At 47.4% G+C, this 20,445-nt stretch carries 19 protein-coding genes; 16 read left to right on the plus strand and 3 right to left on the minus strand.

What is annotated here, in order from left to right:
• Positions 1-67: 67 nt before the first annotated feature.
• The 6 genes from J0L70_RS27690 to J0L70_RS27715 all read left to right on the plus strand — a co-directional run bounded on the left by J0L70_RS27690 (position 68) and on the right by J0L70_RS27715 (position 9,482).
• Complete coding sequence (locus J0L70_RS27690; RefSeq protein WP_017291058.1) at positions 68-2,284, plus strand: GumC family protein; 2,217 nt, start codon at positions 68-70, stop codon at positions 2,282-2,284.
• A 527-nt stretch (positions 2,285-2,811) separates the two neighbouring features.
• Positions 2,812-3,774, plus strand: coding sequence for a heterocyst development glycosyltransferase HepC (hepC, locus tag J0L70_RS27695; protein WP_287456651.1), 963 nt, complete (start codon positions 2,812-2,814; stop codon positions 3,772-3,774).
• A 65-nt stretch (positions 3,775-3,839) separates the two neighbouring features.
• A complete protein-coding gene (gene hepA, locus J0L70_RS27700; protein WP_287456653.1) occupies positions 3,840-5,705 on the plus strand; it encodes a heterocyst formation ABC transporter subunit HepA in 1,866 nt (621 codons plus the stop codon).
• Positions 5,706-5,741: 36 nt separating this feature from the next.
• Entirely contained in the window at positions 5,742-6,905 is a 1,164-nt protein-coding gene (locus J0L70_RS27705) for a glycosyltransferase family 4 protein (protein WP_287456655.1), read from the plus strand.
• Positions 6,906-6,917: 12 nt separating this feature from the next.
• Positions 6,918-8,057 carry a glycosyltransferase family 4 protein gene (locus tag J0L70_RS27710; protein WP_287456656.1) on the plus strand — a complete coding sequence of 380 codons (1,140 nt, stop codon included), beginning with the start codon at positions 6,918-6,920 and terminating at the stop codon, positions 8,055-8,057.
• A gap of 3 nt (positions 8,058-8,060) precedes the next feature.
• Positions 8,061-9,482: an O-antigen ligase domain-containing protein gene (locus tag J0L70_RS27715; RefSeq protein ID WP_287456657.1), complete on the plus strand. Its 1,422-nt coding sequence runs from the start codon at positions 8,061-8,063 to the stop codon at positions 9,480-9,482.
• On the opposite strand, the gene J0L70_RS27720 is transcribed toward J0L70_RS27715, so the two are convergent.
• Positions 9,469-10,350, minus strand: a complete 882-nt coding sequence (locus tag J0L70_RS27720) for an S-methyl-5'-thioadenosine phosphorylase (RefSeq protein WP_287456658.1) — start codon at positions 10,348-10,350, stop codon at positions 9,469-9,471. The genes J0L70_RS27715 and J0L70_RS27720 overlap by 14 nt on opposite strands.
• A gap of 156 nt (positions 10,351-10,506) precedes the next feature.
• Between J0L70_RS27720 and fraC the strand changes: the two genes are divergently transcribed.
• From fraC to J0L70_RS27770, 10 genes are all read left to right on the plus strand, one after another.
• Positions 10,507-11,040, plus strand: a complete 534-nt coding sequence (gene fraC, locus J0L70_RS27725; protein ID WP_287456659.1) for a filament integrity protein FraC — start codon at positions 10,507-10,509, stop codon at positions 11,038-11,040.
• Positions 11,041-11,052: 12 nt separating this feature from the next.
• Entirely contained in the window at positions 11,053-12,096 is a 1,044-nt protein-coding gene (locus J0L70_RS27730) for a DUF5357 family protein (RefSeq protein WP_017291066.1), read from the plus strand.
• A 52-nt stretch (positions 12,097-12,148) separates the two neighbouring features.
• The gene (locus J0L70_RS27735) at positions 12,149-12,949 is read left to right on the plus strand and encodes an ABC transporter permease (RefSeq protein ID WP_287456660.1); all 801 of its coding nucleotides are present in this window, start codon (positions 12,149-12,151) and stop codon (positions 12,947-12,949) included.
• 178 nt (positions 12,950-13,127) lie between these two features.
• Entirely contained in the window at positions 13,128-14,945 is a 1,818-nt protein-coding gene (locus tag J0L70_RS27740) for an ATP-binding protein (protein WP_287456661.1), read from the plus strand.
• Between the two features lie 59 nt (positions 14,946-15,004).
• Complete coding sequence (locus tag J0L70_RS27745) at positions 15,005-15,610, plus strand: DUF3177 family protein (protein WP_287456662.1); 606 nt, start codon at positions 15,005-15,007, stop codon at positions 15,608-15,610.
• A gap of 31 nt (positions 15,611-15,641) precedes the next feature.
• Positions 15,642-15,941: a DUF7734 family protein gene (locus J0L70_RS27750; RefSeq protein WP_017291070.1), complete on the plus strand. Its 300-nt coding sequence runs from the start codon at positions 15,642-15,644 to the stop codon at positions 15,939-15,941.
• A 93-nt stretch (positions 15,942-16,034) separates the two neighbouring features.
• Positions 16,035-17,471: a phosphoglucosamine mutase gene (gene glmM / locus J0L70_RS27755; RefSeq protein ID WP_017291071.1), complete on the plus strand. Its 1,437-nt coding sequence runs from the start codon at positions 16,035-16,037 to the stop codon at positions 17,469-17,471.
• 46 nt (positions 17,472-17,517) lie between these two features.
• A complete protein-coding gene (locus J0L70_RS27760) occupies positions 17,518-17,994 on the plus strand; it encodes a GNAT family N-acetyltransferase (RefSeq protein ID WP_268179658.1) in 477 nt (158 codons plus the stop codon).
• A gap of 49 nt (positions 17,995-18,043) precedes the next feature.
• Positions 18,044-18,250, plus strand: a complete 207-nt coding sequence (locus J0L70_RS27765) for a glycogen debranching protein (RefSeq protein ID WP_268179655.1) — start codon at positions 18,044-18,046, stop codon at positions 18,248-18,250.
• A gap of 58 nt (positions 18,251-18,308) precedes the next feature.
• Positions 18,309-18,989, plus strand: coding sequence for a potassium channel family protein (locus tag J0L70_RS27770; protein WP_017291074.1), 681 nt, complete (start codon positions 18,309-18,311; stop codon positions 18,987-18,989).
• Positions 18,990-19,086: 97 nt separating this feature from the next.
• Here J0L70_RS27770 and J0L70_RS27775 read toward each other — a convergent pair whose 3' ends face one another.
• Both J0L70_RS27775 and J0L70_RS27780 read right to left on the minus strand, forming a co-directional pair.
• Positions 19,087-20,148 (minus strand): RuBisCO accumulation factor 1, encoded by a 1,062-nt coding sequence (locus J0L70_RS27775; RefSeq protein WP_287456665.1) that lies wholly within the window; start codon positions 20,146-20,148, stop codon positions 19,087-19,089.
• A 155-nt stretch (positions 20,149-20,303) separates the two neighbouring features.
• A partial coding sequence (locus J0L70_RS27780; RefSeq protein ID WP_287456668.1) for an IS1 family transposase occupies positions 20,304-20,445 on the minus strand: 142 nt, incomplete at its 5' end.

Here is a 20,445-nt window from a genome sequence, read left to right on the forward strand (position 1 = left end):
GGATCTGAGCGGTTTTTCTAGAGTTTGGAGTTTCCTGAGTTTTTGAATTTAATGGAGTACCGTAATCGTGGCGCAAAGCAATATCACCCTCTTCAATGCTTCTCCGCACGCTCAAGAACCTGATCCGGGGTATGGACAGCTGTTTGGCGTACTGCTCCGGCGAAAACTTTGGTTTCTCGGTGCATTAGCTGGAACTTTAGCATTGGCAGCAGGCGTGACTGCCGTCTTACCGCCGACGTACCGCAGCACGATGCAATTGATGGTGGAGTCGAACTATCGCGAGCGGCGATCGCCTAATGATACTCGTCCTTCTTTTGCAGATCCCAATGTAGAAACCGATGCCGCAACTCAAGTGAACTTGATGCGGAGCGGTCAACTTTTACAGCGCGCAGTCGATCAGTTGAAACCTCGGTACAGCGATATTGATGTCGATCGGTTACGAAAACGTCTCAACATTGCCCAAGTTCAGGAACTACGCGGAAATGAGCGTGTGACGACAAATTTGGTCGAAGTCACTTACATCGACCACGATCGCATTAAGACGCGCGAAGTTCTCAAAGCTTTAGAGAAGGTTTATCAAGACTACAACCTTGAACAGCAGCGCAATCGATTGACCAAGGGGTTGTCTTTCATCGATCGCCAGATTCCAGAGGTTCAAGCCAAAGTCAACCAAGCAGAGTCAAATCTCGAACGATTCCGCAGCACCTCGAATTTAGTTGATCCCGAAGTGCAAGCAAAGTCGCTCGTTGATTCGTTGAAAGAACTCCAGCAAAATCAGCAAGAAAATCGAGGTCTGCTTGCGAGTTCACGGGCGAAATTTATTGCATTACAGCAGCAGTTACAGCGATCGCCCGGACAAGCAACCGTTGCTGCCCGACTGAGTCAATCGAAGCAGTATCAAGCACTTCTGGCTGAGATTCAGAAGACTGAAGTGGAATTAGCTCAGATGCAAACCAAGTTTACTAGCAATACTCCACAAGTACAGCAACTTGCCGAACAGCGACAGCGACAAGTGTCTTTGCTGCAACAAGAAGCCCAACGAATTTTAGGTTCAGAAGCAGGTGCAGCATCGAGTGAAAGCCTGTTTGCAACCGGGCAGTTAGGCGAGAACGATTTGAAGTTTGCCAGTGACTTAACCGATGCCCAGGTTGAATTCTTTGGCGCCCGAGCGCGCGATCAAGAACTGGCGCGAACCGAGCAGCAGCTTCGAGGACAGCTTCAGCGATTCCCATCCTTGCTTGCTGAATACAATCGCTTGCAGCCGCTTGTGACCTTGAATCGCGACACCTTGGATGAATTACAAAAAGCGCGCCAGGACTTGAGCTTGGAGATCGCGCGAGGTGGTTTTGATTGGCAAATGGTTGAACAGCCGAAGTTGGGCAGGCAAGTCGGTCCAAGCTGGATGAGAAATCTATTGATTGGCGCGGCGGGGGGCTTGATGCTCGGCTGTGTCGCAGCCTTCTTACGCGAGTCAGCTGATAAGTCGATTCGGACTTCTGAGGATCTCACCAAAGAAGCTTCGATTCCATTAATTGGCATGGTTCCAGAGCTACCTATGTCTGAACTGATGCCGACGACCCCCAATTTTGCCTTTAGTCGCAATGCGTTTGAAGAGAATTCTTCAATGCTGCAAGTTCTGCATTGGGCACCGTTTCGAGAATCATTAGATTTAATTTACAAGAATCTGCAATTGATGACTGATGGCGATCCGCTCAAGTCTTTGGTGGTCACTTCAGCGTTAGCGGGTGAAGGAAAGTCAACGGTGGCATTGGGTTTAGCGATTAGTGCAGCACGTCTGCATCAGCGAGTATTGCTGATCGATGCAGATTTGCGTCGCCCCGGATTGCATAAACAGTTGCAGTTGCCGAACGATCATGGATTATCCACTTTATTGACAAGCGATCGCGCAATCACTCAAGGTGCGATTCAGCCTGCAAGTACTTATAGTGATTTGCCGATTTCAGTGCTCACGGCGGGATCATCGCCTTCAGATTCCGTCAAGTTACTGAGTTCTAAGCGGATGCGTGACTTAATGACTCTGTTTGAGCAACATTACGATTTAGTGATCTTAGATGCGCCGCCTGTTCTCGGCATTGTCGATGCACTCCTTGCCTCTTCTTGTAGTGACGGAGTACTGCTGGTCGGGCGCATGGGGCATGTTCAGAAATCTGAAATTGCACAAGCTGTCGGAATGTTAAATCGTCTCAATCTTGTGGGAGTCGTCGCAAATTGTGCAGAAAGTGGCAATAGTTACTATTATCGATCGAGCACAGCTTCAGTCTAATGAGACGTAAAAAACTAAGAACATTGAGTATTTTTTGAAGTGCTCAATGTTCTTTTTTTAATCTTGATTTTGTGACAGTCCAATTGGAATATGCCTTTGGTCATAGCCCGAAATCATCTAATTTGTTCTGAATAAATGGCATTCAGAGCAATCAATAAATACAGAGATAAAAATGTAATTAATGCATCAATTCATCTCTGAGAAGCCAATCGGAAAAAGCATTTTAGTCAATTCAGGTATAGAAAATCACTAATAAGCTGATAGAGCAAATTCAAAAGTTGCTGAGAGAAATCTGCATAAATAAGATGAATTTAGACTGGTAATTTTTAGGAATCAGAAAACATAATGAATCATCCCTAAAGTAGATAAAACTCTCCCAAAACCTACTAAGATATAATGTGATTAATTATCTGAGTAGTAGAGGAAATGGCAGAGAAATTCTGAACGTTTCTGAGAGATTAATCGAATTGATACTAGATTGGCTTTCAAAGATTTGATCTGCATATCGCGAGTTTACCGGATGGCTCATGACAACTTTTGATCCGCTATTTTTGCAAGAAACGCAAAGCTCGACTTGGGAAAAGTCAGAGCTAGAAACCCTGCGGTGTTCTCTGTACTGGCGGCAACAGCAACTTTTAGTCTTGCAGCCTCCTGTATCAAAAGCTGGACAGAGCAGCGATCGCACTCAGCGCGCTTCCTCAATTCGCCCACTTCGTGATCCAAACTGGCTTTCAGAATGCCTCAAGCGATCGACCGTACAACTTGTGCGAGCTGATCTCGACCTGGGAGAGCCTGCTCTTAAATCTTGGGCAGAAGCCTGTGAATCTTCTGGCAAAGCCCTGTATTTGCGACTTCCGAGTGCTGCGTATCTTCCCCACAAACACAGAGGCTGGCGTTGGGGTTGTAAGCGCGTTGCAGATTGGATATTAGCAGGAGTGGGTCTGATAGTGCTCAGTCCGATCTTGCTTGTCATTGCACTCTTGATCGCGCTAACCTCTCCCGGCTCGATTTTCTTTAGCCAGTGGCGAGTCGGAAAGCGAGGCAAGTTATTTCGAGTGCTGAAATTTCGCACCATGACGATAAATGCAGATCAGCAGCACCATCGAGTCATGGCGGATCAATCGATTCACTGTCTGCACAAGCGAGAAGACGATCCGAGAATTACCGCGATCGGGAAATGGCTGAGACGCTATAGCCTTGATGAGTTACCTCAGTTGATCAATGTACTCCGGGGTGAGATGAGTTTAGTTGGACCAAGACCTTGGGCGCTTTATGATGCAGTGCGGCTCAGTGCTGATATGCAATTGCGTTTGAATGCTCTCCCTGGAATGACTGGAGCTTGGCAAGTGAGTGGGCGATCGACTCAATTAGATCTAGAAACCGTGAGCCAACAGGACTTAGACTATCTGCACAATTGGTCATTTCGCGGTGATGTTCAAATCTTATTGCGGACACTTCCGAAGGTATTGTCTGGATTCGGAGCTTTTTAGAGGCTGTTGGCACTGTATCGCAAGTTTTCTGACCCATGTTAGATCTTTTATGAGGCTTATCCTGAATGCCTTGGGTTCCGCATTATCTCAGACGAGGCGCAAGACAATGGTTTGGGGCGACTCGGTTTTGGCAAGAAAATGAGTTTTTTATCCGAGAATTTCGTCACTTTCCCAACATCGCGATCGCTGCTATTTTGTTTGCACTTGGTTCAGCCGCGTTTGAGGGATTTGGATTTGGGTTTCTCCTCGCATTTTTGCAAAGCCTAGTTAGTCCAACGCTCGAACCGTTTCAAACCGGGATGCATTGGTTCGATGTTTGGATTTTGGGCATCGATCGCGATGCGACCGAACGGTTGCTGCGGGTTTCAGGTCTGATTTTATGTTCCGCTTGGATTCGGGCTGGATTTAATTATCTGACTCAGATTTACACAGAGCTAACGCAGCAAACTTTAGTCGATCGCTTACGCACGCAAATTTTCGAGCAGCTGCAGTCGTTGAGTCTGAGCTATTTCAATCGTGTTTCGTCCGGTGATTTGGTCAATACATTAACGAATGAGATTGGCAGACTCAATTTTGCATTTACGCTCATCGCTTTTATTATCACAAAAGGATTAACTTTAACCGTCTACGCCGTGTTGCTTTTTACGATCTCATGGCAGTTGACGCTGACATCACTCGTCTTATTTACACTCGTTGCCGTCTGTTTGTCGAATGTGAATGAGCGTGTCCGCAACAGTAGTGTTGATGTTTCGCGCGCGAATGCCCAATTTACTGCAACGGCACTGGAATTTATCACAGGTATTCGCACCGTACAAGCGTTTGCGACCCAAGAGTATGAGCGCGATCGCTTCTATGAAGCTAGCTCCAACATTGTTAAAGCGGGCATGAAAGCGATTCGCCAATTTGCGATCGTGCGTCCCCTCGCTGAAGGATTAGCAACGACCGTTTTGATCAGCATGATTGTTTTAGCAATCACGATTTTTGTGAAGCAGGGGAGTTTACAAACTGCCTCTTTACTGACTTTTTTGTTTATCTTGTTTCGGCTCGTTCCAGCCATATATGAGATGAATACGAGCCGAGTGCAACTATTGTCAGCGACGGGCGCGATTCGGAATGTGCGGGAACTGTTAGCGCGAGAAGATAAACCGTATTTGCAAGAGGGCGATCGCATTTTTACAGGGTTGCATCAGTCGATCGAGTTCTTCACGGTTGATTTCGGATATGACGCAAATCATATCGTCCTTCGAGATGTCTCCCTCTCGATTCCGAAGGGAAAAGTGACGGCGATCGTAGGTGGATCAGGCGCCGGAAAAACAACGCTCGTCGATTTGATTCCCAGGTTTTACGATCCGAGTGCTGGCTATGTCTTGTTTGATGGCAAAGATGCGCGATCGTTTACTGTGAAATCGTTGCGGCAGAAGATTGCGATCGTCAGTCAAGATACCTTTATTTTCAATACGACCGTTCGGGAGAACATTGCTTATGGGTTAACCAACATGACTGACGAACAGATTTGGCAGGCTGCGGTGCAGGCGAATGCACTGGCATTTATCTTAGAAATGCCGGAGAAATTTGAGACGATTTTGGGCGATCGCGGCGTGCGATTATCTGGAGGACAGCGGCAAAGATTAGCGATCGCGCGGGCATTGCTCCGTGATCCAGAAATTTTGATCTTAGATGAAGCAACCAGTGCATTAGATTCTGAATCAGAGCAATTGATTCAACAGTCTCTAGAGCAATTGTCGAAAGGCAGAACCGTAATTACGATCGCGCATCGGTTATCGACGATTATGCGCGCGGATCAAGTAGTGGTGATGGAGCAGGGGCGGTTAGTCGAGCAAGGTCGATATCAGGAGTTGCTAGAGCGACAAGGGCGGCTTTGGCACTATCACCAAATTCAGCATGAAATGCGATCGAGTGAAAAGGCGTAGGGAGTGGAGAGAAAACATCATTAGGTTGCAAAACGGATGCATTTGATTGTTCTTGAAAATCACACAACGACTCAACGCGGCGGGCAGGAATTAAATCTACTCGAAATCTGTCGAGGGCTATTCCAACGCGGGCATCGGATTACTTTGCTTTATCTCAAACCGGGTGATCTACTTCCGCAATATGCTTCATTTTGCGATCGCACCATTCCCATCTCTGCTTATGGTTTCGATTGGCGAAGCTTGAAGAGTATTCTGAAATTTCTTCCTAGCCTGATCCAACTTTGGCAAATTCCGAAGGCTAAAAATTCATTGATTTTTTGCAATGACTATCATTTTTCGTTATTTGCTTATGCTCTTTCTTCTTTTCGGCACATTCCTTATGTGTGCTATTTACAACTACCGCCGCTTAATCTCAATCATCAGCGAAAATTTGGATTGCGAGGCGTCGATCGTTTTATTGCAGTTTCAGAACAAACCAAGCAAGATTGGGTCAAGTTTGGCATCAAAAGCGATCTAATTCATGTGGTCTACAATGGTGTCGATCTGAATCGATTTCAACCTGCTGAAAATTATATTTCTATCCAACAAAAACTAGGTATCACCGACAACACTAAAATCATCTCTTATATCGGTAGAATTGACCGTGAAAAAGGGCTAGAAACTCTGATCAAAGCAACAGCAGCTTTAATCAAGAAAGGAAAAAGAATTCAGACATTGATTGCAGGAAAACCTGTAACCCACTACAGTTTTTCCAAAGGGCGCGAGTGTGAGGATGAAGGGATGAATTACCTCAGATCCCTGATCGAGTTAGCCGAAACGTTCGGAATCCGCGATCGCGTGAAATTTCTGGGACATCTCACCGATCCTGTATCGCTTTATCAAGCCAGCGATGTGAATGTTTTACCGAGCATTTGGAACGAACCCTGTAGCTTAGGATTGTTTGAATCCTTAGCCTGTGGTGTTCCAAAAGTTGCCAGTCGAATTGGCGGAAATCCAGAAATTCTCACCCACGAATTTGCAGACTTACTGTTTGAACCAGGGAACGAGCAAGATTTAGCAGAAAAGCTCGATCGCATTTTAGATTGGCGAACCGAAGATCCGTCTTTAGGAAGTAGATGTCGGCAACATATCTCACAGTATTTTACGCATGAAAACATGGTGAACGGTATCGAAAAAAGCCTATTCGATCTAACAAGCTGATCTAACAAACCCATGAGAACATTATTCACATTTCACTATCCCGCTGATCCAAACGCGGGAGGCCCAGGAGTTACTTGGCGATTGGGGCGAGAATATGAAAAATTAGGGCATGAAGTCGAGTTTTACTCGCTCGACGATTTACCCAAAAAATTACCACCTTTAGCGCGATTTATTTTATTTCCAGAATTCACTGCTGCAAAAATTCTCCACTCTCATCGCCATGCTGCGATCGATGTGATTGATGCGTCCACAGCAGATGCTTGGATCTGGGGACTCGGTTTACAAAAACTGCAAAAACAGCGCCCCCTTTTAGTGGCACGCTGCCACGGGTTAGAACACATAGAACACTTAGAATATCTCGAAGAATCGCAGCGAGGACATCTCAAACTTGAGTGGAAATATCCTTTATATCGAGGCAGTATTCGCCTTTGGGAAGTCGCGACTTCGATGCGACAGTCTGACCTCGTTTTATTGCTCAATCAACGCGATCGCGATTTCGTCGTCGAACAGTTAGGTGTTCATCCCGATCGAGCGCATATCGTCGCCAATGGTATTCCCGAAACGATGCTCAATCTACCGTTTGAACCGACTCCAGCCGAGCCTGAACCGATCCGAATTGCCCAAGTCAGTAGCTACATTGTGCGAAAGGGCATTCAATACGGAACCCCTGCACTGAATGCAATTCTCAAGCGCTATCCCAAAATAGAAGTTAGCTTATTTGGAACAGAATGCTCAGCCGATCAAGTTTATGCCGACTTTGATCCAAAGGTGCGCGATCGCGTCACGGTCATTCCCTACTACGAAAATCACAAACTGCCAGAACTGCTCAAAGGACATCACATTAAAGTTCTCCCAACGATTTCCGAAGGCTTTGGTGTTGCGCTTGTCGAAGCGATGGCATGTGGACTCGCACCCGTCACAACCACGGCTCCAGGTCCATTAGAAATCGTGCGCGATAGAGAAACCGGAATGATTGTACCCTGTCGCGATCGTGAAGCTTTTGAGCAAGCGATTGAAACCTTAATTCTCGATCGGGCTTTCCTCGATCGCTTACGACGCAACGCTTATCGATCGGCACAGCGATACAGTTGGCAAAACATTGCTCAGGATAATCTAAACTTCTATGAAATGGCGCAACGCATGAGGGCTTAGCTAATGTACACCGCTCAACCCCAACCTAAAACTCCGCAAGTCTCAGAGCCTTGGCTGATGATTGGTGCCCTTGTTGCCTTGACTGTACTATGTCTCGCTGCCAATGTTGGTTCAGTCCTTCGTTTTATTTTTCCTACTGGCAGCTTAGTTGTCGGAGCATTACTGTTCTTTCGATACCCGCTCTTTTATGTTGGGTTTACCTGGTGGTTGTGGTTCCTCACACCCTTGGTGCGGCGGATGATCGATTGGCAAGCGGGCTGGCTTGACCCCAATCCAGTGTTACTGGCACCCTTTCTCGTGTCATTTCTCGCGAGTTTGACCTTGCTCATTCAATTGCCAAAAGCAATTCGTGGGAATGGATTACCGTTTGTACTTTCGGCGATCGCAGTTCTGTACGGAGCGTTTATCGGCTTGCTCAGTTTTCAACCGCAAACGGTGATTATCGCGCTGTTAAATTGGCTCACCCCAATTGTTTTTGGATACCACCTCTTTTCAAAGTGGCGACAATTTCCAGAACTCAAGCGAGTGACTGAGCGTACCTTTCTCTGGGGAACGATCGTGATGGGGAGCTATGGAATTATTCAGTTTTTGTTTGCGCCTCTGTGGGATCAGTTTTGGCTGCAAAATCTGATTGCAATCATGAAGATCTACTCGTTTGGAACTCCCGATCCGTTACGCATTCGAGTTTGGAGCACAATGCATTCGCCCCAACCCTTTGCCTGTATACTCGTTGCCTGCGTGCTGTTACTGTTTGCAATCAAAAATCCGCTCAAAATTGCGGCATCCGCTGTAGGCTATCTGACCTTACTTTTAACCTTGGCAAGAACAGCTTGGTTAAGTTGGTTTATCGGCTTAGTTGTGTTTATTCCATCCTTGAAACCGCGATTGCAGATGCGATTGATCGTCACCTTAATGGTGATGTCGCTGGTCATTCTGCCCTTAACGGCGATCGAGCCTTTCTCCACTGTGATCAGTTCACGGGTACAAACCTTGTTTCAAGGACAGCAAGACGGCAGCTTTGTCGATCGTAGTATTGGCTATACGAATTTGCTCAATGATGCGCTGGTTGAAGTAGAAGGGCGCGGTATTGGCTATGTGATTCGAGACGCAAATATTGGGGGGAATGACAGTGGAATTCTCACCTTGCTTTTGAATCTCGGTTGGTTTGGCACGATTCCTTATGTTGCTGGATTAGTATTACTGATTTTTAGCATGATGCAAGGACGGGAAGCCGCAATCGATCCGTTTGTGGGAGCTTGCCGAGCGATCGTACTCGCGACCGCTTCGCAAATTAGCTTGAATACCGTCATGCTTGCTCCATTCGGATTAGTGCTTTGGGGCTTTATTGGCTTAGCAGCAGCAGCTCGGCTCTACTATCTACAACCCTTTCCTGCAACTGATCCTGAGCCGTCTATTCCTCAGTAAAGTACTTCTGTAACAGGAATTCCAAGCGTGCTTTTGCCTCTGCTGAAACCTGATCTTTTGGCGTTAAAATTGCATACTTCAATGCCGAATGTGCGTCAGACACAGGCGGATTTTTGCTCAATCGCCGCACCGTTTCTAAAATCACTTTTTGAGCATTCACTGCATTGCGTTGCAAATTCCCAATCACCATTTCGACGGTGACACTATCATGCTCGGGATGCCAACAATCGTAATCGGTGACTAAAGCCAGCGTCGCATAAGCAATCTCCGCTTCGCGTGCTAATTTCGCTTCTGGTAAATTCGTCATGCCAATCACCGAAGCACCCCAACTCCGATGTAAATTCGATTCTGCTTTTGTCGAAAAAGCTGGTCCTTCCATGCACACATAAGTTCCCCCTCGATGCAGCGTTACGCCTTCAAGCTGCAAACTCTCAACTGCATCGCCTAATACTTTTGCCAACTGAAGACAGACTGGATCGCCAAAAGCAACGTGAGCGACAATGCCGTCTCCAAAGAATGTCCCCATTCGCCCAAAGGTACGATCGATAAACTGATCCGGAATGACCATATCCAACGGCTTCATTTCTGCTTGCAACGACCCAACTGCTGAAGCTGAAATCAGATACTCAACGCCCAGACTCTTCATCGCATAAATATTGGCGCGAAACGGCAATTCAGATGGCAATAAATGATGATTGCGTCCATGCCGAGCCAGAAAAGCCACGCGGGTTCCTTCTAAAGTTCCCACAATGAGCGCATCCGACGGAGAGCCGAACGGCGTTTCGATCTGGATTTCTTCGATATCTTTGAGTGCCTCCATTTTGTAAAGACCACTGCCGCCGAGAATGCCGATTTTGACTTGAGACATATAACTTGTGCCGAAATTTTTACTCAGACTATGCGATCGCTCAACCCGCAGAAATAACGCAAAATAGTGGCGAACCCCCTAATTTTCCTGATTTTTTTAATGCAAACCCAAACAACTGCACTTACAATCTTCTTGTAAATTTGTGCAAAACAGATTATGTGGGATGTGTTGCCCCTGCGCGCGATCTTATATCAACTGCTCTTTATCGTCTTAGCGATCGCAGTCGAAGCCCTCGTGCTGCAGAAATATCTTGGAATTGGGAAAAAGTCCAGCATTCAGTATGCCGCAACTGCAAACTTGCTTTCGACAGTCGCGGGCTGGTTTCTGTTTTTCGTCGTTGAGCCTTGGCTTCCTCCCACTTGGCGACAGCAATTAATTAACTATATTTTCTTTGATCTGACCAGCACTCCGCCTGTGCTGATTGGCTTAGCGTTCTTGACCTTTTTAGGCACATTTGTTGTAAAACTCCAAAGCCTCGATTGGCTCGACTTAATCTTGGAAAATAAAAAGCCAGTCGAAATCGAAGTCCGCGATCGTACCAAATTTCAAGGCAGAAAAGCTCAGCGTCAGGCATTCTCAGAAATCCCAAATCGTGCCCTAGCGGTGCTTTGGGCAAATGCCGCCAGTTTTAGCGCCATCACCTTGATCATCGCGATTCGGACATTTTCTGAACCGCCTAGTAATTTTTAATCGCATCCACGTATGGCATTCATCACCGATATTGTTAAAGAAATTCGTAAACTCTTGCAGCCCCCTCAGTGGGCATCCTGGCAAACGCTAATATTTTTGAGTATCTTTAGCGCAGTCGTGGCTGCGCTCACCACGTCCCCAGCGCCACAAATTGCCCAACGGATCATTTCATCCTTTGGCTGGCTGTTCCTGGTTTTAGGCGTTTGGTGGTTTGTCTACGAACCGAATGTCAAAAAGAAACTCACGTTTTTTAACTTATTTCTCGGACCTTGGATTGTCGGCGCGCTGATTTGTATTTGGTTTTTCGGCACGATCGAAGGCAGAACGATTCCGACTCAAGCCGCATTCATCAGTTGGCCTCCGATTTCGTCGATTGTTTGGGCAGCCCCAAAATTTGTCAAATCCGATCCCAAAACCAAAAGCCCCATCTACACGAATCCCAACAAAGGACACCGCCAAGACATCATTCTGCTGATGCTCTCGAATTTAGTCCTCAGCTGTTGGTTTCAGTTTTACTTCCAAATCAATACTTGGATGACGCAATATCCTTCACTCCGAGCCGATAACCTCAGCCGGAGCGCTTTTGTCTGGCGACCCCAGGAATTTGACAAGGCGGCAGCGTTATCGAGAGGTGCAGATATCTTGAACCTTGCCGCTCAAAGAGTTCGTTCCGACCTTGAAGGAAAACCTTGGTCAGAAGTAGAACGCTGGCTAGAACAACTCGATCGACAAGTTCCAGAATTGCAGCAGCAGGTGAAATCGCAACTGCCCAAAGTCGCCGAAGCAGAGTTATGGAATCTCAATGCCAATGTGATTTCAGATGCGTATGATTTGCAACTCAGAGCGACTTGGACAGGACCGACCTCTCGTCGCGGCGGATATGAGTTGAGCCGAATCTGCCGCATTGCCCAAGCTCGAAGACAAGGACCCGCGACCCAGTTCAATTTCGATAATGCTTCTCCGCCTGCAACTGCTCCGACGACGCCAAAACTGGTTGGGACGGTTCAGTGTGGAGCCATCACCCAACCGAAACAAATCGAACAAGCCAAACTGTGATTCTTCGGGCAAAATGAGGAATCTGATTTTCCCATGGAGCAAGGAGAAAGCAATGAGTGAGGCAGTCTTGACGATTGGTGGCACCTTCAATCGGATCGGTGCGATCGCATCGAATGTGTTTCGAGAAGTGATGCGCGATCGCATTCTTTATCTCGTCATGTTTTATGCAGGCGCACTCATCCTCGCCAATTATCTCCTGCCCGAAATCGCGGCTACGACTGAGAAAAAAATTCTGCTCGATCTCGCCCTTGCCACGATGCCAGTGATTGGACTGATCGTGGCAATTTTCATCGGCACAGGCTTAGTGAATAAAGAAATTGAGAAACGCACCGTCTTCGTGCTGATTGCGAAACCTGTGAGCCGCGCCGAGTTCATCATTGGTAAACATTTGGGGCTGTCTGCAGTCTTGGCTGTTTTGATTGCAGCTATGAGTCTGATTGCAGTCGGCATTTTATTGGTGGAAAAAATTCCGTTTTCTCTGCCCAATTTGCTGATCTCATCGGGGTTTCTGCTGCTGCAATTGTCGTTGATTAGTGCGATCGCCATTCTCTTCGGTGTTTTTACAAGTTCACTGCTGGCGATGATGTTGAGCTTCGGGATATACCTGATGGGACAACTCAGCCCAGACATTGTGAAGTTTGGCAAACTGACTAAAAATCCTGTGATCGAAACCGTTACTCAAGGACTGTACTTAGTCTTGCCTGACCTGACACGGTTGGATTTGAAGAATCAAGCGGTCTATAACCTGATTCCGGCTCCACAGATTTTATTAGGCAACGCACTCTATGCATTTCTTTATATTGCGTTTGTTCTGACGATCGCGTCGCTAATTTTTTCACGGCGGGAATTCTAAGCTTCATACTTCCGTACCCAATCTTAAGGCTTTAGTTAAGTGCCCACCCTGCCCGTTCTAAGTCATCCGTAGATCTCGGTACGATAGTTGGTGAACCTAATTCACAATCTCATCTCACCCCCAGAGTTATCAGATTGCCGTTTCAGACCTTCACCCGTTCAATGATTGAGACTGCGGCATGACTACGCAACTGCATCTACATCAAACGATTCGAGGCAATGCGATCAGCGCCTCACTGCGCCAAGTTTTCACGCAATCTGATTCCTGCGCGACCAATCAACTTGCAGCCGAACTTTGGATTGAGCGCTTCTTAAATCATTTAAATGCTCGTCTCCAAGACAGTTTAAATTCGGAGCCGACGGAAGCGAAACTCTGGCAAATGCTCGCGGACGAACTCGGTCACGCCTTATCGGGTGAAATCGTAGCAATTGCCCTGCCGATGGAAGCTGACCAAGCTGATCAAGCTGACCAATTTGAGATTCAGCATTTAGCCGGATCAATGGTGCAACTTAGCCCTTCGATTTGCATCGCCCGTCATGCGATCGAACTCGAACTCGGTCGCACCTTTGAACTCGCTGCTCTACAGAACCTCCGGCAATTAGAATGGCAAAACGCTTGGGAATTGTGCGATCGCAAAACGACTTACGGCTGGCTCGTAACCGTTTCTTCTCCGATTTCTTCAACAGCGATCGATCCGATATTGATTCAACTGCGCGATCAATGCGTCAGTCGCGCGATTTCCCAAACGGTGCAAGTGATTCGCCACGGCAAAAAGACCGAAGCATTAATCGAGCAATGCCAAGCCCTGAAAGCACAAAACCAAGAACTCAGCCAAATTAGCAAACTCAAAAGCGAATTTCTCGCCAACACCAGCCACGAGATCCGTACTCCGCTCAGTTCAATTCTCGGTTTCACTCACCTGCTCAGAGAGCAAGGCTACAATCCCTCGAACTTACGCCACCAAGAATACCTAAAAATCATTCTCAGCAGTGGTCAGCATCTTCTCGCTCTGATTAATGACATTCTCGATCTGTCCAAAATCGAAGCCAATCAGCTTACTCTCCAGCAAGAAACGATCGATGTCATCGAAGTCTGCAAACTTGCACTCAAACTCGTCCAGGAAAAAGCAAACGATAAAGGGCTACCCCTCAAACTCGTCGTCGCACCCGAAATCACGACCATTGCAGCCGATCCACTCCGGCTGAAGCAAATGCTATTCAACTTGCTCTCCAATGCCCTGAAATTTACCGAGCGTGGGTCGGTCGGCTTAGAAGTTAACGCGATCGATGATTTCATGCACTTCATCGTCTGGGATACAGGCACAGGCATCTCGCCCGAACAACAGCAACTCCTCTTTCGCCCCTACACCCAACTGAAAAACGCGACCCCCGGTGAAGGCACAGGTTTAGGTCTAACACTCACCCAAAAACTTGCCGAACTACACGGTGGATGGGTACGCCTCGACTCAGAACTCGGTGTTGGTTCTCGCTTCACGATCGCGCTCCCACTCACCATGCCCATCAATACCGATCCCACCTCCCCCCCCAACCAACTCTGCCTCTCCCCCACTCCCCATCTCCCCACTCCCCCACTCCCTCACTCCCCCACTCCCCTTAACCCCACCCGCTCCAACCACATCCTCCTCGTCGAAGACAACGCCCACAACGCCCGCTTGATCATCACTTATCTATGCAAACTCGGCTATGAAGTCACCTGGTCAAAAGATAGTAAAGAAATGTGGCAATCTCTCAAGCAATCGATTCCTGCCGTGATTTTGATGGACATTCATCTACCTGAAGTGAATGGTTTAACGCTGACCCAGCAGTTACGATCGAGAAAACGCTATCGCTCCATTCCGGTGATCGTCCAAACCGCAATGGCAATGAAAGGCGATCGTGAAAAATGTCTCGAAGCCGGAGCTGTTGATTACGTCTCAAAGCCGATTGATCTCAATGCTTTAGCGCAAACTGTTGCAAGGTACAGCCAAAAACGCTGAAATTCTAGGTTTCCTTTATATACTGGTTAGGCTGAGCTACCCGTTTATATTTTTGAGTTATGCAAGACGTTCCCGCCTGGTTATCTTCAATCGTTTGGACAGATTACCGTTTGGCAGTCTTGTTCACTGTCATCTTGCCACTCGCTCTCCTGATTTGGGCGACCGTACAACAGGTTGAAGCCCTGCAAAGATTGCTCTTGATTTATTGGCGCGTTTCTAGCTTGTTGGCGATTACCCTCTATTTACTGATTGGTGTATTGCCGATCGGGTTTTTCTCTGGTTGGCTTGCGAGAATTCTGATTCCGATCGGGCTTTGGTATTGGGCAGATTTGAATGAAGAAATTCGCGATTCGCCGTCGAGTTCGCTGAAATTGGCGCTGGTGTCTTGGCGCTGGGCAGTTTCAGTCTATTGTGCGATCGGGGTGATTGGACAAATCCCAGTCTTACGCTGTGCAACCTTGGCGAGTCAGCAGATTTTAGGAGATGCAGCTTGCCGAGTTTGGCTAGATCCACCGTTCTTGTTCAGAGAATATCTTCACTCTGGAGTCAGACCCTTTGTTCTGGGATTTTTTGGCATTGTCGGACTGGTCATCTACGTTCTCTATTTAGGCTACTTCGTCTTTTTCCGTCTCGGGAAGCGGAAACGCTCTGCGATGGAAAATTAGTCCTTGTGTTTATCTATTCATCAGTTTTCCCATGAGTCATTCAATTGGACAGCGTTTAGAGCAGTACACCATTAAGTGCCCCAATGAAGTCTTATTGGTGTCGATCGAGGCAGAAGGACAGCCTGATCAAATTGCGATTTTTAAGGGATTCTCCAGTTCGCTGATGAATCCAACCTCATTCGATCCGGATATGCCTGTGCTGCCGGATGATGCGATCGTGCAATCTGTCGATCGCTTGGAGAGTCCTTATAATCCCAATCATCCACGATTTGTCGAGCAGGGATTGAGTTGGCTGGAGTTCCAACGGCTGTTAGATGCGGCTGGGGTGTAGTCTAAATACCTAGAGATACACCTTAGTGTGAGATAGACTGCAAGGGTGCAACGGTTTAACCACAGTTATTTTGTGTGAGGATGTGAGTTATCTATGGTGTCATTGCCATCAAAGGCTGAATCGCTCAGCCGCTTTTCTTCCCGTTCCCAACACTGGGAAGCGTTACCTTTGCCAGAGTCTGCTTTGTTTGGAACGGATGGGATTCGAGGGAAGGCTGGAGACTTGCTGACGGCTCCCTTGGCGATGCAGATCGGATATTGGGCTGGACAGGTTTTAGGCTCCGGAAATCGCGCCCCGATCGTCATTGGTCAAGATTCGCGCAATTCAAGCAATATGCTGGCAATGGCACTTTCTGCAGGATTGACCGCAGCAGGCTTAGAAGTGTGGGATTTAGGATTGTGTCCGACTCCAGTAGTAGCGCATTTAACGCACTACAGTGAGGCGATCGGCGGCGTGATGATTTCTGCCAGTCACAACCCGCCTGAAGATAATGGCATCAAGTTTTTTAATTCAGATGGCTCGAAACTCGCGTCAGAACTTCAAAAGCAAATTGAAGCTTGTCTGCGAGGAGAAAGAAAAATTGCGTCCATTTCCTCGCAATGGGGACAGCATTTCCATCGCTCGGAATTGATTGAGCAATATATTCAAGCAATTCAGCAACCGTTGATGGCTGAATCGGCTGAACCCTTTGCTGGATTGAAAGTCGTTTTAGATTTGGCTTGGGGTGCAGCGACTCGCTCTGCCGCAGATGTTTTCCGGTCTTTGGGTGCAGATGTAACTGTGTTGCATGGTCAGCCCGATGGCGATCGCATTAATGTCAATTGTGGTTCGACGCATTTGAATTTGCTGAAAGCTGCGGTGAAAGAGCAGGGAGCCGATGTTGGATTTGCGTTTGATGGAGATGCAGATCGCGTCTTAGCGGTCGATAGCCAAGGTCGGACAGTCGATGGAGACTACATTCTCTACCTTTGGGGCAAGCACCTTTTAGCAGCAGGACAGCTTCCAGGTGCAACAATCGTTGCAACGGTGATGTCGAATCTTGGCTTTGAGCGGGCTTGGGAAAAGTTAGGCGGTCAGTTAATCCGAGCTTCGGTTGGCGATCAGTATGTTCATGCCGACATGATCAAGCATGGGGCTGCTTTGGGCGGTGAACAGTCTGGACATATTTTGTGTCCACAACACAGCGTCAGTGGAGACGGATTGTTAACGGCGTTGCACTTAGCAAGCTTGATTCAGCGATCGGGTGGAAACTTGGCAGAATTAGTCGATCGCAGTTTCAAGACCTATCCTCAACTGCTTCGCAATGTGCGGGTCGAAGATCGGACTCAGCGCTTGAACTGGCATCACAACGCAGCCGTTCAAGACGCAATTTCTGAAGCTGAAGCGGCAATGGGCGATCGTGGACGCATCTTAGTCCGTGCATCCGGAACAGAGCCAGTAATCCGAGTCATGGTTGAGGCGGAAAGTTCTGATCTGGTAGAACATTGGACAGAGCGCTTAGTTGCGACTGTTCAGCAACATCTGACCTAAAGATGCGGTAGGGTGAGTGCTGTTGTTTCTCACCCTGACTGTACTTATGTTTCAAATTCGTGCTGCACTCCCGGCTGATGTTCCAGCAATTTTCTCGCTGATTCAGGCATTAGCAGAGTACGAAAAACTCTCGCATCAGGTTACAGGCTCGATCGAGCAGCTTCACACACATCTCTTCGGCGAAAAGCCTGTAGTTGAAGCGATCGTGGCAACCGTCCATGAACAAGCGATCGGGTTTGCATTATATTTTTATAACTATTCAACTTTCCTTACAAAGCCAGGAATCTACCTGGAAGACCTGTTTGTTTTACCAGAATATCGGGGTCAAGGGATTGGAAAAGCACTCCTGACTCAATTGGCTCAAATCGCCTTAGAGCAAGACTGTGGGCGCTTAGAATGGAGCGTTCTGGACTGGAATGAGAGTGCGATCGGGTTCTATGAACGGATGGGTGCAACAGTGCTTCCAGACTGGCGAATTTGTCGCGTTACAGGCGAGGCTTTGTTACAAATGTCAGCTTTCTAACCGAAATAAATATGTCAAAATTTTCTGTAGGATTCTAGAGGATACGACCATGACAATTTGGGTAAATGAACAAGTTGATCCATCTGGACTGATGTATGCCTGCATTGCCTGCTGCGATGAAACGCAAGCAAATGAATGCCATCAATCCTTTGAAGAGAACCTCACCGCAGATCAAAAAGCAGACGGTTGGATTGCTCGGATGCGAGAAGTCAATTCTTGGGACGAAGTTCCTGTCAATTCGTTGAAGCTCGATTAGCTGCCAATTCTTTCACCTTGCTCTAAGCTATAAGCGGAGCTTGCAGGAGAGAAAGTCTATGTATGTGTTAATCGGGGGCGCGGGTCTGATTGGGGTGAGTTTGGCTCAACGTCTGATCGATCTAGGGCACACGGTTGCAGTGATTGATGTGAATCCTGCGGCTTGTCGATATGCTCGTGAGCAGTTGGGAGTGATTGCTTTTGAAGGCAGTGCGGTGAGCACAGAAGTTTTGCTCGAAGCGGGCATTCGCAAGGCAGATGCGATCGCAGCAGTTCTGCGAAGTGATGCTTTAAATCTGGCAATGGCGACTTTGGCAAAGCATTATGGTGTGCCAAATATTTTGGTGAGAATGCGGCACAAGGATTTTGCTGAGCCTTATCGCCTTGCCGGAGCAACGCATGTGGTCAATGCGATCGAGCTTGCGGTTTCGACGATGGTGAATGTCATCGAATACCCCGAAGTAGAATCGATGATGCACTTCGAGCAAGGTCAGATTGAAGTCTTTAAGCTGGCAATTCCTGCAAATTGCAATGTAGTCGGACGCAGTGTGGCTGAAGTTGCACAAGATTCTCGATTTCCAAAGGGATCATTGATCATTGGCTATCAGCCTCATGCACATATGGATCTGGCGATTCCGAATGGCAGCACGATTTTGGAGCCGGGTTCGACCGTTTTAATGGTTACTAAACCCGGATTTATGCACGAGGTCATTGATTTCATGCAAAAGTGCGCTGAGTAGAAGTTTTGAGAAGGTAGAGTTTAGTGCATTTCCCCCTTCCCCGATCGAACAAGGTAAGGGGATTTTTTTTCACGGTTCAAACCTGCAAAAGGCAGTTCTACTCATCTAACTGCCAAAGCTCGGTTGTATAAGCTTCGTCTAGGACTTTCTTGGGGCGCATGACGAGAATGACTCGCCCTAATAAGTTGATCGTCGGCGCTTCTTCAAACCATTGCAGTTCTAATTGTTCTCCTTCGGCGATCGCAAAGTAACTGTCTGCGTCCCAGTCTCGTTGCGCTCGATCGATGACAATGATCACTTCTTCCGCATCACCTTCTAATGGAACAGGTAAGCGATCGCTTTGTCCTAAAATCGCGACTGGATCTTCTGCACTGCGGATCACTTGCCAACCCGGAACCGTCATCACTGCGCCGATGCCGGAAAATTGCACGATCGCAAAAATTCCCGTTTCTTCTAACATCGGGACAGCATGAAGATCAGCAACTTTGAGCGGCAGTTTGCCTGCAACGGGTAAAATGCGCGGCAGTTGCTCATCACTGTCAACGCGATAGAGCGGAAGGCGAGGGGCAGGACGCTTGGGGGTAACAGTGAAATCAGTTAAGAGTGCTTCGATCGTTTTTCGAGCTGTTTCGGTGTGCGCGAATTTTAGACCTCTGGCAATGTAGCGAGATCGCTCTTGGAAATCGGATTTTTCTTTCGCTGTCTTCCAAGCATAGAACGCAACAACATCGCCTGGATGAGCCGTAAAGTTTTCTGGGATTTTGCTAAGACGAGAAAATTCTTTGAGCGATCGTACAACTTCATGCACTTCGTCAGTGTCTAAGTTCTTCTCGAAGACCAATTCGGCAGCAGCAGCGCGTTCTTCTTGTTTGAGTACTCGCAATTCGTACAGAATATCGCTGGCTCTTTGTCCAAAATGATTTTTGACCGCATCCGAAACCCCGACTTTCAGCATGGTTTCATAGACTTGTGCAGCAACAATAATCTGGTTTTGCTGAATCGGCTCGAACCCAGAAGCTTCAAAGATTGCTTGTGGCGTATATCCTGCTTTCTGCAAGGTTTGACAAGTATGTCCCCACTCGACCCAAGATCCCTGTTTGCGGCGGAGTGAGAGCAGGAGTTCGTCAGCATTTGGGAGGTCTTGAGGTGTCTCGGTCATAGCAGGTTCTTTGTCGGATCTGGATTGGACTAATTCTAGATGATAGTTGATTCTGAAACGCGACCTACCATTAGAAGCAGCCCTTTCACCGATAAATTTGCTCAAGGGTACGCAGGTAGTGCCTTTTAGGAAATGCTGTAGAAAATAGGCTGATTTCATGCAAACATGTGTCGGCATTGCTCATTGTAGTAGTGGATGAAGTTCCAGATGGCAGCAATATGATTGTTGACATCCTTCGAGAACGATAAAGTTTTCCGCACTAACCGAGACACTCGTTGTCTTAAAGTGTTGTTGAAG

The sequence above is a fragment of the Leptolyngbya sp. UWPOB_LEPTO1 genome (assembly GCF_017302695.1).
Taxonomy (GTDB): domain Bacteria; phylum Cyanobacteriota; class Cyanobacteriia; order Leptolyngbyales; family Leptolyngbyaceae; genus Leptolyngbya; species Leptolyngbya boryana.

Coding starts and splice junctions, on each gene's coding strand:
- J0L70_RS27705 (WP_287456655.1), top strand. CDS start 5,742: ATGCATTTGATTGTTCTTGAAAATCACACAACGACTCAACGCGGCGGG.
- hepC (WP_287456651.1), top strand. CDS start 2,812: ATGACAACTTTTGATCCGCTATTTTTGCAAGAAACGCAAAGCTCGACT.
- J0L70_RS27775 (WP_287456665.1), bottom strand. CDS start 20,148: ATGACCGAGACACCTCAAGACCTCCCAAATGCTGACGAACTCCTGCTC.
- J0L70_RS27730 (WP_017291066.1), top strand. CDS start 11,053: ATGGCATTCATCACCGATATTGTTAAAGAAATTCGTAAACTCTTGCAG.
- J0L70_RS27745 (WP_287456662.1), top strand. CDS start 15,005: ATGCAAGACGTTCCCGCCTGGTTATCTTCAATCGTTTGGACAGATTAC.
- J0L70_RS27740 (WP_287456661.1), top strand. CDS start 13,128: ATGACTACGCAACTGCATCTACATCAAACGATTCGAGGCAATGCGATC.
- glmM (WP_017291071.1), top strand. CDS start 16,035: ATGGTGTCATTGCCATCAAAGGCTGAATCGCTCAGCCGCTTTTCTTCC.
- J0L70_RS27710 (WP_287456656.1), top strand. CDS start 6,918: ATGAGAACATTATTCACATTTCACTATCCCGCTGATCCAAACGCGGGA.
- J0L70_RS27750 (WP_017291070.1), top strand. CDS start 15,642: ATGAGTCATTCAATTGGACAGCGTTTAGAGCAGTACACCATTAAGTGC.
- J0L70_RS27715 (WP_287456657.1), top strand. CDS start 8,061: ATGTACACCGCTCAACCCCAACCTAAAACTCCGCAAGTCTCAGAGCCT.
- J0L70_RS27770 (WP_017291074.1), top strand. CDS start 18,309: ATGTATGTGTTAATCGGGGGCGCGGGTCTGATTGGGGTGAGTTTGGCT.
- fraC (WP_287456659.1), top strand. CDS start 10,507: ATGTGGGATGTGTTGCCCCTGCGCGCGATCTTATATCAACTGCTCTTT.
- J0L70_RS27760 (WP_268179658.1), top strand. CDS start 17,518: ATGTTTCAAATTCGTGCTGCACTCCCGGCTGATGTTCCAGCAATTTTC.
- J0L70_RS27735 (WP_287456660.1), top strand. CDS start 12,149: ATGAGTGAGGCAGTCTTGACGATTGGTGGCACCTTCAATCGGATCGGT.
- J0L70_RS27765 (WP_268179655.1), top strand. CDS start 18,044: ATGACAATTTGGGTAAATGAACAAGTTGATCCATCTGGACTGATGTAT.
- J0L70_RS27720 (WP_287456658.1), bottom strand. CDS start 10,350: ATGTCTCAAGTCAAAATCGGCATTCTCGGCGGCAGTGGTCTTTACAAA.
- hepA (WP_287456653.1), top strand. CDS start 3,840: ATGCCTTGGGTTCCGCATTATCTCAGACGAGGCGCAAGACAATGGTTT.